Annotated in this window: 15 protein-coding genes; 11 read left to right on the forward strand and 4 right to left on the reverse strand. The window is 67.5% G+C overall.

Annotation, left to right across the window (positions count from 1 at the left end; translation table 11 throughout):
• Nucleotide 1: 1 nt before the first annotated feature.
• Both GGD82_RS17085 and GGD82_RS17090 read left to right on the forward strand, forming a co-directional pair.
• A complete protein-coding gene (locus GGD82_RS17085) occupies nucleotides 2-1576 on the forward strand; it encodes a TRAP transporter large permease (RefSeq protein ID WP_211364814.1) in 1575 nt (524 codons plus the stop codon).
• A gap of 175 nt (nucleotides 1577-1751) precedes the next feature.
• Entirely contained in the window at nucleotides 1752-2234 is a 483-nt protein-coding gene (locus tag GGD82_RS17090; protein WP_170284393.1) for a HEPN domain-containing protein, read from the forward strand.
• Nucleotides 2235-2275: 41 nt separating this feature from the next.
• Here the strand turns inward: GGD82_RS17090 and GGD82_RS17095 are convergent, their stop codons facing one another.
• A complete protein-coding gene (locus GGD82_RS17095) occupies nucleotides 2276-2824 on the reverse strand; it encodes a hypothetical protein (RefSeq protein WP_150063415.1) in 549 nt (182 codons plus the stop codon).
• Entirely contained in the window at nucleotides 2821-3333 is a 513-nt protein-coding gene (locus GGD82_RS21630; protein ID WP_150063416.1) for an EscU/YscU/HrcU family type III secretion system export apparatus switch protein, read from the reverse strand. The genes GGD82_RS17095 and GGD82_RS21630 overlap by 4 nt, the downstream gene beginning before the upstream one ends.
• A gap of 264 nt (nucleotides 3334-3597) precedes the next feature.
• Between GGD82_RS21630 and GGD82_RS17105 the strand changes: the two genes are divergently transcribed.
• Genes GGD82_RS17105 through GGD82_RS17135 form a run of 7 tightly spaced genes read left to right on the forward strand, consistent with a single transcriptional unit; the run spans nucleotide 3598 to nucleotide 9730 of the window.
• Nucleotides 3598-4014 carry a flagellar basal body rod protein FlgB gene (locus GGD82_RS17105; RefSeq protein WP_150063417.1) on the forward strand — a complete coding sequence of 139 codons (417 nt, stop codon included), beginning with the start codon at nucleotides 3598-3600 and terminating at the stop codon, nucleotides 4012-4014.
• Nucleotides 4015-4054: 40 nt separating this feature from the next.
• Nucleotides 4055-4465, forward strand: coding sequence for a flagellar basal body rod protein FlgC (gene flgC, locus GGD82_RS17110; RefSeq protein ID WP_150063418.1), 411 nt, complete (start codon nucleotides 4055-4057; stop codon nucleotides 4463-4465).
• A 50-nt stretch (nucleotides 4466-4515) separates the two neighbouring features.
• Nucleotides 4516-4842, forward strand: a complete 327-nt coding sequence (gene fliE / locus GGD82_RS17115) for a flagellar hook-basal body complex protein FliE (protein ID WP_150063419.1) — start codon at nucleotides 4516-4518, stop codon at nucleotides 4840-4842.
• Between the two features lie 46 nt (nucleotides 4843-4888).
• Complete coding sequence (gene fliQ, locus GGD82_RS17120) at nucleotides 4889-5155, forward strand: flagellar biosynthesis protein FliQ (protein ID WP_150063420.1); 267 nt, start codon at nucleotides 4889-4891, stop codon at nucleotides 5153-5155.
• A gap of 34 nt (nucleotides 5156-5189) precedes the next feature.
• A complete protein-coding gene (gene fliR / locus GGD82_RS17125; RefSeq protein WP_150063421.1) occupies nucleotides 5190-5951 on the forward strand; it encodes a flagellar biosynthetic protein FliR in 762 nt (253 codons plus the stop codon).
• Between the two features lie 25 nt (nucleotides 5952-5976).
• Entirely contained in the window at nucleotides 5977-7044 is a 1068-nt protein-coding gene (flhB, locus tag GGD82_RS17130) for a flagellar biosynthesis protein FlhB (RefSeq protein ID WP_150063422.1), read from the forward strand.
• Nucleotides 7013-9730, forward strand: a complete 2718-nt coding sequence (locus GGD82_RS17135; protein WP_150063423.1) for a hybrid sensor histidine kinase/response regulator — start codon at nucleotides 7013-7015, stop codon at nucleotides 9728-9730. Before flhB ends, GGD82_RS17135 begins: the two co-directional genes overlap by 32 nt.
• A 54-nt stretch (nucleotides 9731-9784) precedes the next feature.
• Here GGD82_RS17135 and GGD82_RS17140 read toward each other — a convergent pair whose 3' ends face one another.
• On the reverse strand, nucleotides 9785-9946 hold the full coding sequence (locus GGD82_RS17140) for an entericidin A/B family lipoprotein (RefSeq protein ID WP_150063424.1): 162 nt from the start codon (nucleotides 9944-9946) through the stop codon (nucleotides 9785-9787).
• 241 nt (nucleotides 9947-10187) lie between these two features.
• Complete coding sequence (locus GGD82_RS17145) at nucleotides 10188-10532, reverse strand: BolA family protein (protein ID WP_150063425.1); 345 nt, start codon at nucleotides 10530-10532, stop codon at nucleotides 10188-10190.
• Nucleotides 10533-10746: 214 nt separating this feature from the next.
• On the opposite strand from GGD82_RS17145, the gene GGD82_RS17150 reads away from it, so the two are divergent.
• Nucleotides 10747-12882: a methylmalonyl-CoA mutase family protein gene (locus GGD82_RS17150; protein WP_150063426.1), complete on the forward strand. Its 2136-nt coding sequence runs from the start codon at nucleotides 10747-10749 to the stop codon at nucleotides 12880-12882.
• Nucleotides 12879-15074 (forward strand): methylmalonyl-CoA mutase, encoded by a 2196-nt coding sequence (scpA, locus tag GGD82_RS17155; RefSeq protein WP_150063427.1) that lies wholly within the window; start codon nucleotides 12879-12881, stop codon nucleotides 15072-15074. Before GGD82_RS17150 ends, scpA begins: the two co-directional genes overlap by 4 nt.
• The last annotated feature ends 98 nt before the right edge of the window (nucleotides 15075-15172 follow it).

The following is a 15172-nucleotide window of genomic DNA, read 5'->3' on the forward strand; positions in this document are numbered from 1 at the left end:
GATGGAACGCGAGATCTTCGCTATCGCGATGTTTGCCGGCACCTGCTTGTTTCTGATCTGCGGGTTTCCGGTGGCCTTCACGCTGGGCGGATCGGCTCTGCTGTTCGGGATCGTTGGCTGGTTCATCGGCGCTTTCGACATGAGCTTCGTCGCCGCGATGCCGCAGCGCATTTTCGGCACCATGACCAACGAGGTGCTGATCGCGGTGCCGCTGTTCGTGTTCATGGGCGTCATGCTGGAGCGCTCGCGGGTCGCGGAAGAACTGCTCGACAGCATGGGCAAGCTGTTCGGGACCCTGCGCGGCGGTCTCGGCATCTCGGTGTGCATCGTCGGCGCACTGCTGGCGGCCTCGACTGGCATTGTGGGGGCCACCGTGGTGACCATGGGCCTGCTGTCGCTGCCCACCATGCTGCGCCGGGGCTATGATCCCGCGTTGTCCTGCGGCACCATCTGCGCCGCTGGGACCCTGGGGCAGATCATCCCGCCGTCGATCGTGCTGGTGCTGCTGGGCGACCAGATCTCCAACGCCTACACCGACGCCCAGCGCGCCATCGGCAACTGGTCCCCGGAGCCGGTGTCGGTGGGAGACCTGTTCGCCGGCGCCCTGCTGCCCGGTCTGGGTCTGGTGTTCCTGTACATCACCTATGTGGCCGTGACCGCCTGGCTGCGGCCCAAGGCCTGTCCGCCGATCCAGGACGAGGCGGACGCGCACCTGAGCCCCTGGGAGATGATGCGGACGCTGGCGCACGCGCTGATCCCCCCCGTGGTGCTGATCGTGGCCGTGCTGGGCTCGATCCTGACCGGGGTCGCCACGCCGACCGAGGCGGCCGCCGTGGGTGCGGTTGGGGCTCTTCTGCTGGGCGGCATGCGGCACGAGGGCGGGCCACGCTGGCCGATCCTCGTAACCTTCGCGGCTCTGATCCTCATGCTCCTGCTGGCGCGGACGCTGGATCTGCGGGTCGCCCGGGATGTCATCGGCACGGTCGACAGGGTGGGCATTTGGGTTGCGGTCGTCTGCACCGGAATCGTGTTCCTCGGCATCGGGGAGAGCCTGCGCCGCGTCTGGTCCATGGGCATCCTGAACGAGGTGATGCGCCACACCCTGACCATTTCCTCGATGGTCTTCGTCATCATCGTGGGGGCCGGCCTGTTCTCGCTCGTCTTCCGGGGGCTCGGCGGCGAGGAGATGGTGCACGAGTTTCTGACCAACCTGCCCGGCGGCGTGTTCGGCGCCATGCTGGTGGTCATGCTGGTCATGTTCGTCCTGGGCTTCTTCCTGGACTTCATCGAGATCATTTTCGTGGTCGTGCCGATCGTGGGACCGGTGCTGCTGCGCATGGATGTCGATCCGGTCTGGCTCGGTGTCATGATTGCCATGAACCTGCAAACGTCGTTCCTCACCCCGCCGTTCGGCTTCGCGCTGTTTTATCTGCGCGGCGTCGCGCCGCCGAGCATCCGGACCCTGTCCATCTACAAGGGCGTGGCGCCCTTTATTGTGATCCAGATTATCGGGTTGAGCGTGCTGGCGCTGTGGCCGTCGCTGGCGACATGGTTGCCCTCCGTCATCTTTCGGTAAAGCTGGATGCGCACCTTAGATCGCGCGGCGGCCTTGGGGCGAACTGCGCCGCGTTATCGGGTGGCGGGGCCGTGACTCCGTCGGACGCGGTCTCTCCTTCCAATGCGCCGATTGACCGGCGGTCCGGCCTGCTGCGATGCTTTCGTTTCGGGGTACATCGTCGGAGGGTTGTCGGATGACACCGCGTGAGGCCGCCAAGGGATGGCTGCGGCAGGCCCGGAACGATTTGGTGCACGCGCGCTGGTCCTTGCAGGCCGGGCACGCGGACTGGGCGTGTCTGGCGGCGCACCATGCGACGGAGAAAGCGCTGAAGGGCCTCACCCTGGATGCCGGCCATCGGCCCCTGGCCACCAGCAACCCGGCGCTTCTGGCGGTGGACCTGATGGAGTTGGGCGTGCTGGACGAGGCCGATGTCGCGGGGCTGGGGAACCTGGACGATCTGGCCGCGACCGCCCTCCGGATTCGGGATCCCGAGCGTGCCGATGGCCTCGGCGCGGCGCCCGATGCGGAGCGGGCGGACACGCTGGCCCGACGCGCGGTGGACCTGAGCGAGCGGGTGCTGGCGCTGGTCGGCGCGATTGCCAAGGGACGTGGCCTACCGCTCGGCCTGGAACTGGCCACATCGCATGTCGTCGCCGGGCGCTCGGCGCGCGGCTGACCGACGGTGTTACAGGCCGGATGCCGGTGTTCCTGACGCCGTTACCTCTGGTCCGCGTTGCTGTGTGAGGGGGGCGGGGGACCGTCGCGCCGGTCTCCTCGGCGCCGGTCGCCCTGGCGTCGGCGGTCCTCGCGTCGGCGATCGACCCGGCGGCGGTCGCCGGTGGGGGAGGGCTCCGGCACCGCATCCATCGGGGACACCGCCAGGGCGCGGGCATAGGCCGCGCTGGCCCGGGTGGCATCAGAGACTATGGACGCCTCGCCCAGTTCGGGTGGGGCAGCGCCGCGCGCGGCGGTCAGAATGCGATGCGCCTCCTGCGAGACCACCTCCAGGCGGTCCAGGCTTTTGACCAGTGTGCTCAGTCGGGAGGCATATGCCCGTGCGTCTCGGGACGGCAGGGCGGACACGGCCGCGCAGATCTCGCCCACGCGGACATCCAGACGCGACAGATTGACGACCTGATGACTGCGCGCCAGACGCTCCGCCGTTGCGACCAGACTCAGCACCTGTTCCAGCGCCGCATCAATCTCCTCGCATGTGCGCAGGCCAGGCGGCGTCGCCGCGTCGGCGGGGGAGGGGGCATCGGTCATTCGGGACCTCTCCAATCGGAACCGGTGCTGGACGGAGACCGCGGCGCGCTGGACTGGTCGGTCCGGGCCGGCGGATCCGCGAACAGGGCGGACCATCCCGTGAGGGCCTCGCGCGCTGCCGCGTCGCCCCGGGGCCGGTCCCCGGATTGCCCCCCGGGACGCCCAACGGATCGCGTGTCGTCCGCGTCGGTTTGGCCGTGTCCCAGGCGCCCGTTGGCACGGTAGACATAACTCAAGATTTCAGCCACCGCAGCCAGGGCCTCCACCGGGATTTCGCTATCGACCTCCACCGCGGCCAGGAGCTCGGCCAAGTCGGCATCCTCACGAACCCGAACGCCCTGAGCGAACGCGATGGCGAGGATCTGTTCGGCGACGGTGCCTCTCCCACTGGCGAGGACCGTGGGTGCTTTGCCCTGGCCCGGCTCGTACCCGAGGGCGACCGCGATGGCGTCGGTGCGTTTCGACCGTGCCGATCGTTCGTCGGCGGTCGATTGCGACGATTCGGACATAGCCACCGGCTCCCGAGCAATCAAGGATGGCAGCCTCTTTATCGAAGACCCGCCGTGAACAATCCGTTAAATGGGCCGTCAAGCGGCTGGTTTGGTCGGGTTGGTTAAGGGCGGGGGCTGTCGACCGGTCCGGCCCGTGCCTGGCACTTTACCGAATGTTAAAAGCCGGACGGGATACTGGCTGCGTCGGAGTGCGCGAGGGCTCCGACCGGGCCGTGGCCCGTCATGCATCCTCTTTCCTGTGCATTGTGCGGGGTTCCATCCATGGACCTGACGAACCTGCCGTTCTTCCGATTGGCCAAGACCAGCATGGACTGGTCCGCCCAACGCCAGCGTGTTCTGGCGCAGAACGTGGCCCAGATGGATACGCCGAACTACCGCCCCAGCGATGTGGCGGAGCCGAACTTCAAGCGGCTCGTCGAGCATGCCGAACGTCCTGCCTCGGTCAAGGTGGCAATGACGGATCCGGGCCACCAGCCGGGAACGCTGCCGGAGCCGGACCGGTTCAGGGCGCGGGTCGACCGCCGCAGCTTTGAAACCACGCTCGACGACAACGCCGTTGTGCTGGAAGAGCAGACGCAGAAAATGGGCGAGACCAAGAGCCGATACCTGATGGCCTCCAACCTGTTCGAGCGGAACCTCCGGCTGCTGAAGGCGGCGATCGGCCGCGACAGCGGCTAGCTGGTGGAACCGCGGCGCGGCCGCCGTGGAAGGAACGACGATGGACGAACTGAAACAGGTATCGCGGATCGCCGTGGCGGGCATGAAAGCCCAGGCGGAGCGTCTGCGCGTTATCTCGCAAAACCTGGCGAATGTCGATTCCGTGGGGCAGTCCCCCGGGGAGACCCCGTATCGGCGCAAGCTGATTACCTTCGAGGATGCCATGGATCGCGAACTCGGCGCCCGCAGTGTTCATGTCCGGTCGGTGACGGAGGACATGGCGCCGTTTCCGAAACGCCTGGATCCCAGCCATCCCGCCGCCGACGCCGACGGCTATGTGCTGATGCCCAATGTGAACCCTTTGGTCGAGATGATGGACATGCGCGAGGCGCAACGGTCCTACGAGGCCAATATGAGCGCCATTTCGGTGGCGCGCGAGATGTCCAAACGCACCCTCGACATGCTGCGATGATCCCGGTGTCCCGGCGGCTTGCGCCGGGCGCCCGTTGAAGGACCTGATCCATGGCCGACGTCAGTTTCAACAGTGCCGTCGCGGCTTATCGGGCCGCCGCCCGTCCGGCCAGCGACATGATGCCGAATCCCGCCCAGCCGGAATCCGCGGGCCAGGGTGACACGGGGTTCGCGGCCATGGTGCGCGACGTGGTGCGGGAGTCTATCGACACCGTGCACCAGGGCGAGCGGATGAGCCTGAAGGCGGTCTCCGGCGACGCCGACATGCGCGACGTGGTGACCGCCGTCAACAGCGCGGAGTTGACCCTTCAGACCGTTGTGGTGGTCCGCGACAAGGTTGTGAGCGCCTACGATACCATCATGCGGATGCCGCTCTGACGCGGGTCTTCGGCGCCCGTACAGATCCGGCAAGGGACAGGTCTTTATGGAGGAAGCCCAGATCCTGGATGTGGCCCGCGACGGAATCATGACGATGATTCTGATTTCGGCGCCGGTGCTGTTGGCGGGCCTCACGGTCGGTCTGGTCATTTCCCTGTTTCAGACCCTGACGCAGATCCAGGAAATGACGCTGGTTTTCGTGCCAAAGATTATCGTCGTGTTTCTGGCGGTCCTGATCCTGCTGCCCTTCATGATCCGACAGCTGACGGAACTGGCGGTGCGCCTGATGGATATGGCGGTCAGTCTGCCGTGACGGGCGGCACCGCGCCATTCTCCGGAGGCCGGGCGTGCTGGAAACCCTGATCTCGACGTCCGTCTTCAACATCATGCTGGTGTTCACCCGGCTGGGTTTCGCGTTCATGCTGATGCCGGCGTTTGGCGCGGCCTATGTCACGCCGCGAACCCGCCTCATGATTGCCTTTCCTCTGTCGATCATCATTGCACCGGTGGTCGCCCCGGTGTTGCCGCCGGCGCCGGAAAATGCGGCCCTGCTGGTCCTGCTGCTGGTGTCCGAGGTCCTGATCGGCCTGTTCCTCGCCTTCGTGATGCTGCTGCTCCAGGCGGCGCTGCATCTGGGCGGCACGGCCATCGGTTTCGCGGGCGGCCTGATGCACGCGCAGGCCTTCGACCCGAACACCACCCAGACCAGTTCACTGGTGGTCAACTTCCTGATTTTGATCTCCATCGTGCTGATCTTCATCACCAATCTACACCACCTGTTCCTGGAGGCGCTGGTGCAGAGCTATCAGGTGTTCCCGCCCGGTGATCTGCCGCCGACCGGCGACTTCGTCGAGTACAGCGCCCGGGTGCTGACCCAGTCGTTTCGTCTGGGGTGGCAGCTCGCGGCGCCCATGGTGCTGTTCTCCTTGGTGTTCTTCGTGTCCATGGGCATCATTTCCCGCCTGATGCCGCAGATGAACGTGTTTTTTGTTGGGTTGCCGCTCAACATTCTCCTTGGTCTCGGCATGCTGTTCGTCATCCTGCCGGTCGTTATGCTGGTTTACCTGCGCTATCTCGACGAGGGCCTGCGGTCCTTCATGACGTTCTGACCCTGGCCGGTTCGGAAGGGCGCCGATGGCAGACGAAGACAAGGCATCAAAAACAGAAGAGCCGACCGACCGGCGTATCGAGGAGGCGCGGAAGGAAGGCAACGTCCCGAATTCGCGCGAGATCAGCAGCTTTGCGGTTCTTCTGGGCGGCGCCCTGTTCATCATCGGAATTCTGCCGTGGGCCGCGGATGGCGTTGCGGTTCACCTGGCGAACTTCCTCGCTCGGGCGCATGTCTTCCGACTGGAACGCGATAGCTTCGCCATCGGGATCTTCGAAGCGACCGTCACCTTCCTGCCGTATGTGCTCGTGCCGGCCATCCTGTTTGCGATTCTCGGGATCGTGGCCCAGGTCGGACAGGTCGGTCTGCTGGTGACCACGAAACCCCTGACGCCCAAGCTCGACAAGCTGTCCCCGATCCGGGGCATCAAGCGTATCTTCTCGCTCAAGCAACTGCTGGAGATCGTCAAGGGGATCGTGAAGATCACGTTCGTCGTGATCATCGCGTACTTTGTGCTCCGGCCGGTCTGGCGCCAACCGCAGCGGTTCGTGGATCAGGACATCGTGTTCACTATGCGCGACCTGCATGAGCGGTTGATCGCCCTGATCGTCGGCGTCCTGCTGATGATGACGGTGATCGCGGCCATGGATTTGGTCTTCACGCGGTTCAAGTACCGTGAGGACCTGCGGATGACCAAGCAGGAGATCAAGGATGAACACAAGTCCAGCGAGGGCGATCCGCAGGTCAAGGCTCGGATCCGAAGCCTCCGTGCGGAGCGCGCCCGCAAGCGGATGATGCAGGCTGTGCCGACGGCCGATGTGGTGGTGACCAACCCGACACACTTCGCGGTGGCTCTGAAATACGATATGGCGACTATGCAGGCGCCGCGTCTGGTCGCCAAGGGGCAGGATCATCTGGCCCTGCGCATCCGGACGCTGGCGGAGGAAAACAACGTGCCCGTGGTCGAGAATCCGCCTTTGGCCCGGGCCCTTTATGCGGCGGTCGATTTGGACCAGGAAATCACGCCCGAGCATTATCAGGCGGTGGCCGAGGTGATCGGGTATGTCATGCGTCTCCGGAAGACGTTTCATTAAAACGCCGACACTCTGGCTTCTGCTGGGCGGGGCTGCGGCGCTCGTGGCGGCGGTCGTGGTCGGCCATCCCGCGGTGGCGCATGTCTGGCCGATGGTGCCGTCTGGAACGGCGGCGGCGCTGGCCGGCATCGGCTGCGCGCTGATGGTGCTGGCGCTGGCGGGCGTGGCGCGCCTTCTGGCGCACCAGCGGCGGGCGGCGGACCTGGGCGTGCTGCTCGGCCGTACGCTGGAGAGCGAGGGGGAGGCCCGCCTGCTGCGGGACGCCGAGGGGCGCGTGCTGTTCGCCAACGCGGCGGCGCGGCGGTTGTGGCCGGCGCTGGACCCGATCGCGGACACGCGCGCCCGCCTGTACGATCCGCGCCGTCTGCCGACGCTGGAGGATGGGGTCGGCCGGCTGGAGCGGCTCGCGGCGGCGGCCGAGGTGGCGTATGCGGAACGTCTGACGCTCGCCTTGCGCCATGCGCTGGACGGGGACACGCTCTCGACCGACGGCGCGGCCGGGGCGAGTGAGCCGGTGCCCTGGACCCCGGCCCTGGATGAGCCCGAGTGGTGGGATGTAAGCGTGCGGATCGTCGGGGAGCCGATGGAGCGTTGGCGCGCCCGGTGCGCCCCCCGGCTCTGGGTGGCGCGCGATATCACCGCCCAGCGGGCCATCGACGAGGTGCTGACGCGCGAACGCGAGAGCCTGTCCGATTTCCTGTATTTCCTCCCGGTGGGGCTGTACGCCGTCGATGCCGACGGCCGGTTGCGGTTCGTGAACCAGCGGATGGCCCGGTGGTTGGACCGGACGCCCGAAGAGGTGCGGGGCATGGCGCTGGCGGCCGTGGTGGACGGCGGCACGCCGCCCCTGGCGGACGGCGACTGGCGCGGGGACATGCGGTTCGTCTCCGCCGACGGGCATCGCTTTTCGGCCCTGGTCAGTCAGGCCACCTATGAGGATGCCGGCGAGCTGATGACCCAGGGGGTGGTCATGCGCGAGGCGGCGGACCTGTCGCAGGAGGGGGAGGAACCCGCTGCGGGGGCGCCCGGCACCTGGCGCTGGGACCGCATGTTCCGGTGGTTGTTCGACGGGGCGCCGGTGGGGATCGCGCTGATGGATCCCGACGGGCGGCTGACCGACTGTAACCGCGCGCTTCAGGTGCTTCTGCGCCAGAGTCGCGAGGATCTGCTGGACCAGTCGCTGACGGCGTTGGTGTCGGACGCCGATCGCGCGGCGGTGGCCGATGCGCTGGGGCGGCTGCTCGGTGGTGGTGACGCCGGGGGTGTGCAACTCGATATCACCCTGGACCCGGAGCCCGCCGCCGCGTCGCTGGACGTTCCGGCGGAAGGGGCGGGGCAGGGCCATCCTCCACCCCCAGCGCGGCCGGTGACTGCCGCCCTGTTCCTCGGACCGATGGGCGGCAAGGAAGGCGTGTTGGTCGAGGGAGTGATCGCCCATCTGATCGATACCTCCGAGCAGCGCAGCCTGGAGCGCCAGTTCGCCCAGGCGCAGAAGATGCAGGCCATGGGCCAGCTTGCCGGCGGGGTCGCGCACGACTTCAACAATCTGCTGACCGCGATGATCGGCTACTCCGATCTGTTGTTGCAGCGCCACGGCACCGGCGATCCGTCATTCGCCGACATCATGCAGATCCGCCAGAACGCCAACCGTGCGGCCAATCTGGTCCGCCAGCTTCTGGCGTTCTCGCGCCGCCAGCCGCTGCGGCCACGGCCGCTGGACGTGGGCGCTGCCCTGTCGGAGCTGTCGCACTTGCTGCGCCGGCTGCTGGGCGAGACCATTCTGCTGCGGCTGGTACACGGCCGCGAGGTGGATCGGGTGCGGGTGGACCCAGGCCAATTCGATCAGGTCATCATCAACCTCGCCGTCAACGCCCGCGATGCCATGCCAGGCGGCGGCGAGTTGACTATCGCAACCCGGTTGGCGCGCCTGGACGCGCCGGTGGACCGGGGGGCGGAAACGATGCCGGCCGGCACCTATGTCGTCATCGAGGTGCGCGATACCGGCAAGGGCATCAGCCCGGACAATCTCGGCCGCATCTTCGAGCCGTTCTTCACGACCAAGGGCGGCACGGCCGTGGGCGCGGGGACGGGGCTCGGCCTGTCGACCGTGTACGGCATCCTGCGTCAGACGGGCGGTTTCATCGACGTGTCGTCGACCATGGGCGAGGGGACGACGTTCTCGATCAGCCTGCCGCGCGACGTGCCGGCGGCCGAGACCGGGGCGGGGGATGTCGCTGCCCGGGCGGACGGTCCCCACGACGCTGTGCCGTCCGCTGCGGAACCCGCGCGGGGGGACGCGCCGGAGGTCGAGGATCTGTCCGGTGCCGGAACCATCCTGCTGGTGGAGGACGAAGACCCAGTGCGCATGTTCGCGGCCCGGGCGTTGCGCAACAAGGGGTACACCGTTCTGGAGGCCGGAACCGGCGAGATGGCGTTGGAGACGATGCGCGACGGGCCGCCCCTGGCGCTGCTCATCACCGACATGGTGATGCCGGGCATGGATGGGGCGACGTTGGCGCGGCAGGCCCGCGAGCAGCGGCCCGAGCTGCGGGTCATCATCATCAGCGGCTATTCCGAGGACACGGCGCGCGGCGATATCCTTGAGCAGCCGCACATCCATTTCCTGCCGAAGCCGTTCAGCTTGAAGCTTCTGGCGGAAACCGTGAAAACCGTCCTGGCGGCCTGATCGGGACGGTGCCCGAAAGGCTTGGGCGGGGCCTTAAAAGGCTTGGGCGGGGCCTTAAATGCTGTCGCGGACATCCCGGGCCGCGTTGGAGATCGCGTGGCCGCCCGCTTGGATGTCCCGGCCCATGCCTTCGACCGTGCCACAGGCGGTCAATCCGATCGTGCCGGTGAGAAGAACAAGACACGCCACCAACTGTGCGACGCGAGATCGGATCATCGACAGGGACCTTTCGGAACCGGGGCGGACGGAGACTCCCCTTGTTGATACGGGATTGGGGTGGAATGAGGGCGGCGATGCGGGCGCTCAGGGGAACGTCGACACCCGGCATGACGAGGATGGGGCCACATCGACCCGACGGCGGAAACGGGTGGTGGTGCGCGTACAACCTCCGGGTCTGGGGGAGCACGGGAAGGGCCCCCGACCCCACCCACGCGGGCCCGCCACGGGACGGCCCCGATCAGGCGGTGGTGAGCCCAGCCTCCTCCGGGGTGCGGGCCTTGATGGCCAGGGCGTGCACGCGCTCGCGCAGTTCGTCCGTGAGCAGGTCGTTGACCATGCGGTGCCGGTCGATCCGCGACTGCCCGGCGAACGCAGCGGAGACGACGTCGACCCGGAAGTGCGTCTCCCCCTGGCCGTCGATGGGGGCGTGGCCATGATCCGCGCCCTGCTCGGCCAATGCGGCCATGCGCGGGCCATGATGCGCGTGTTTGCGCGAGTCGTCGACGATGGTCAGGGAGACGGGGTCCAGCGCCGCCCGCAGCTTGGTCTCAATGCGGGTCCGGTACGGGGCAGTGTCGGTCATGGTGGGCGGCTCCTCGCGAGTCACGGGGGACCCCAGCATGTGGCGTCCGTTCGGCGGGCGATCAAGATGGGGGCCGGGGGCTCCGAGGGGGCTCCAAGGGTGGTTTCTCCCCGAATCGGGCACGACGGCGCGTTGAAGGACCGCGCGCACCTTTGCTAAACTACGACACCCCGGTCCCCTGGATCCTGGATGGACACTGGAAGGGTTCCCCCTCATGACGGATGCCCCGATGCGCTTTGCCGAGGACTTTGCTCCGGCCAGCCACGCCGATTGGATGGCGCTGGTCGAAAAGGCTCTCGATGGCGCTCCTTTTGACAAGAAGTTGGTTTCCCGCACGCTGGACGGCTTGGCGATACAGCCGCTGTACACGCGGGAGCACTGGCCGGCCGAGGGCGATCCCTCCGGCATGCCCGGTGCGATGCCCTTCACACGCGGGCGTAAGCCCTTGGCGCAGGCGGACAGCGGATGGGACATCCGGCAGCTCCACGCCAACCCGGACATCGCGGCGACCAAGGCGGCCATCGCCGACGACCTGGCCAACAGCGTGACCTCGCTGCTGCTCCGCCTGGATGGCGCGGGGCGCGCCGGCCTGGACGCCGATGATCCGGCCGCCGCTGATCTGTTCGGCCAGGGTGGCCTGTCTCTGTCGTCGATGGCGGCGTGGGACGCCGTGCTGAGCGATGTGGACCTGACCAAGATCCCGGTGGCGCTTCAGGCCGGCCCGCAGGCGCCGGTGGTCGCGGCCATGCTGACCGCCCTGTGGTGCCAACGCGGGGTCACGGAGACGAACGCCAAGGGCGCGTTCAACGTCGACCCGCTGGGCGCCCTGGCGGAGTTCGGCCGCCTGCCCACCAGCATCGAGACGGCCCTCGGGCACATGGCGTCGCTGGCCGAGAAGACGGCGCAGACCTTCCCGACCGGGCAGGTGACGACGGTGGGGGTGGACTCTGCGGCGTACTACGATGCCGGCGCCAGCGAGGCGCAGGATTTGGCCTGCTCCATGGCGACCGCAGTGGCCTACCTGCGCGCCATGGAAGAGGCCGGGCTGCCCATCGACGACGCCTGCGGTCAGATCGCGTTCTCGTTCTCGCTCGGTACCGACCAGTACCTGAACATTGCCAAACTGCGGGCCGCCCGCCTGATGTGGGCGCGCATCACAGAGGCCTGCGAGGCGTCCGAGCCGGCGCGCGCCGCCCGCATCCACGCCGTGACCGCGGGGCGCGTCCTGACCCGCCGCGACCCCTGGGTCAATCTGCTGCGCGGTACCATGGCGTGCTTCTCCGCCGCCGTGGCCGGGGCCAACAGCATCACGGTCATGCCGCACGACGCCGCGCTGGGGCAGCCGAGCCCGCTGGCGCGCCGCATCGCGCGCAACACCCAGCTCATCCTCCAGGAGGAAAGCCAGCTCAACCGGGTGATCGACCCGGCGGGCGGCTCCTGGGCGCTGGAGCGACTGACCGAGGACCTGGCCGGCGCCGCCTGGGTGCTGTTCCAGGACATCGAGAAGGGTGGCGGTATGGCGCAGGCCCTGACTTCCGGCCGGATCGCCGAGCAGATCGCCGAGGTGCGCGAGGCCCGGCGCAAGGACATCGCCAAGCGCAAGGCGCCGATCACCGGCATTTCGGAATTCCCCAATCTGGCGGAGCCTGCGCCGGAGCTGGCCGATCCGGATCTGGACGCATTGCGCGCGACCGCATCGGCCGATCTGGCGGCGGTGCGCGAGGATTCCACGGCCGATGTGCTCTCGGTCGAGGGCGCGGCCGAGGAACTGGACGCCCTTCCGACCGAAATCGCGACCGCGACCATCAAGGGCGCGACGCTGGGTGAACTGGTCCGGGCCTCGACCCGGGACGGTGCCGACGCGATCGACATCGCGCCCCTGCCGTCGTACCGGCTGGCGGAGGACTTCGAAGCCCTGCGGGACGCCTCCGACGCGGTGCAGGAGGCTACGGGCGCCCGGCCCGCGATGTTCATGGCCAACATGGGGCCGATCGCGCACCACACGGCGCGCGCCACCTTTGCCCGGAACTTTTTCGAGGCGGGCGGCATCGAGTGCCAGACCAACACCGGGTTCAAGGACGCCGACGCCTGCGCGCTGGCGTTCCGCGAAAGCGGGGCCAAGGCGGCCATCATCTGCTCGTCCGACAAGGTGTACGAGGAACTGGCCGAACCGACGGCGCGCGCGCTGAAGGCGGCGGGTTGTAAGGCCCTCTATCTCGCCGGTCGTCCGGCCCCCGAGGTGAAGACGGCCTTCGAGGCCGCCGGCATCGACCACTTTATCTATATGGGGTGTGACGTGCTCGGCACGTTGCAGGGTCTCCACGCCGAACTGGGAGTGACCAGCCGATGAGTGCGATCCCCGACTTTTCCGGCGTTGCCTTCAACCCGAAGGGCAGCGGAGACCTGAAGGACTGGCGCGAGGCCGCGGAGGCCGAGTGCGGCGGGCACCTGGATCATATGCTGTGGCAGACGCCGGAGCAGATCCCGGTCAAGCCGCTCTACACCGCCGCCGACATTGATGGCCTCGACTTCCTGGACACCGTGCCGGGCAAGGCGCCGTTCCTGCGCGGTCCCTATCCGACCATGTACGTCCAGCGGCCCTGGACCATCCGCCAGTACGCCGGCTTCTCGACGGCGGCGGATTCCAACGCCTTCTACCGCCGCAATCTGGCGGCGGGGCAGAAGGGCCTGTCCGTGGCCTTCGATCTTGCCACGCACCGGGGCTACGACAGCGACCACCCGCGCGTGGCCGGTGATGTCGGCATGGCCGGCGTGGCGATCGACTCCATTCTGGACATGCGCCAGCTCTTCGACGGCATTCCGCTCGACAAGATGAGCGTGTCCATGACCATGAACGGCGCCGTTCTGCCGGTGCTGGCGCTGTACATCGTGGCGGCGGAAGAGCAGGGCGTGAAGCCCGAGCAACTGGCAGGGACCATTCAGAACGACATTCTGAAGGAGTTCATGGTCCGCAATACCTACATCTACCCGCCGATGCCGTCGATGCGCATCATTTCGGACATCTTCGCCTTCACCTCGCAGAAGATGCCCAAGTACAACTCCATTTCCATCTCCGGTTATCACATGCAGGAGGCCGGCGCGACCGCCGACCTGGAGATGGCGTACACCCTGGCCGACGGCGTGCAGTACGCCCGCGCCGGCATGGACGCGGGGTTGAGCATCGACGCCTTCGCGCCGCGCCTGTCGTTCTTCTGGGCGATCGGCATGAACTTCTACATGGAAGTCGCCAAGATGCGCGCCGCCCGCCTGCTGTGGGCCCGGCTCATCAAGCAGTTCAATCCGAAGAGCGAGAAGTCGCTGTCCCTGCGGACCCACTGCCAGACGTCGGGCTGGTCGCTGACCGCGCAGGACGTTTTCAACAACGTGGTCCGCACCTGTGTGGAGGCCATGGGGGCCACCCAGGGCCACACCCAGTCGCTTCACACCAACGCGCTCGATGAGGCGCTGGCGCTGCCGACTGACTTCTCGGCCCGTATTGCCCGTCAGACGCAGCTGTTCATCCAGGAAGAGGCCGGCACCAACCGGATCATCGACCCCTGGGGCGGCAGCTACTACGTGGAGCGCCTGACCCACGACCTCGCCGCCCGCGCCTGGGCGCACATCCAGGAGGTCGAGGCCGAGGGCGGCATGGCCAAGGCGATCGAGGCCGGCATTCCCAAGATGCGCATCGAGGAAGCCTCCGCCCGCACCCAGGCCCGCATCGACAGCGGCCTTCAGACCGTCGTGGGCGTGAACAAGTACCGCGCCACCGGCAAGGACAACATCGAGGTCCTGAAGGTCGAGAACGCGGCTGTGCGGCGGGAGCAGGTCGAGAAGCTCCAGACGCTGCGGGCCGAGCGTGACAACGAGGCCCTGCGGCCGCATCTGGAGGCGCTGACCAAGGCGGCCGAGACCGGCGAGGGCAACCTGCTGGAGCTGGCCGTGAACGCCGCCCGCGCCCGCGCCAGTGTCGGCGAGATCTCCGACGCCCTGGAAAAGGTCTACGGGCGGCACAAGGCCGACATCCGCGCCATCCAGGGCGTGTACGGACGGGAGGTGAGCGCCGTGTCCGATGTGGTGGGGCGCGTCAAGCGCATGGTCGAGGAGTTCGAGGCCAACGACGGCCGCCGGCCGCGTATCCTGATCGCCAAGATGGGTCAGGACGGCCACGACCGGGGCCAGAAGGTGATCGCCACTGCGTTCGCCGACCTGGGCTTCGACGTGGACATCGGGCCGCTGTTCCAGACCCCGGAGGAGGCCGCGCGGCAGGCGGTCGAGAACGACGTGCACATCGTCGGCGCCTCGTCGCTGGCGGCCGGTCACCTGACCCTGGTGCCGGAACTGCGCGCCGCGCTCGACAAGGAAGGCCGCGACGACATCATGATCGTCGTGGGCGGCGTGATCCCGCCGCAGGACTTCGACGCGCTCTATGCCGCCGGCGCCAAGGCGATCTTCCCGCCCGGCACGTCGATTCCGGACAGCGCCATCGATCTGGTGGCGAAGCTGAACGAGGCCCTGGGCTACACCACCAAGGCCGCGTAGGGCGGTCCAATCCGGATACATAGGTAACAGAACAGACCGGAGACATGGGTAACAGGTCGTCAAGATGGTCGCGGAGGTGCGGCCATGGTTTGGAAAGA

The organism is Roseospira marina (assembly GCF_014197855.1).
Lineage (GTDB): Bacteria > Pseudomonadota > Alphaproteobacteria > Rhodospirillales > Rhodospirillaceae > Rhodospira > Rhodospira marina.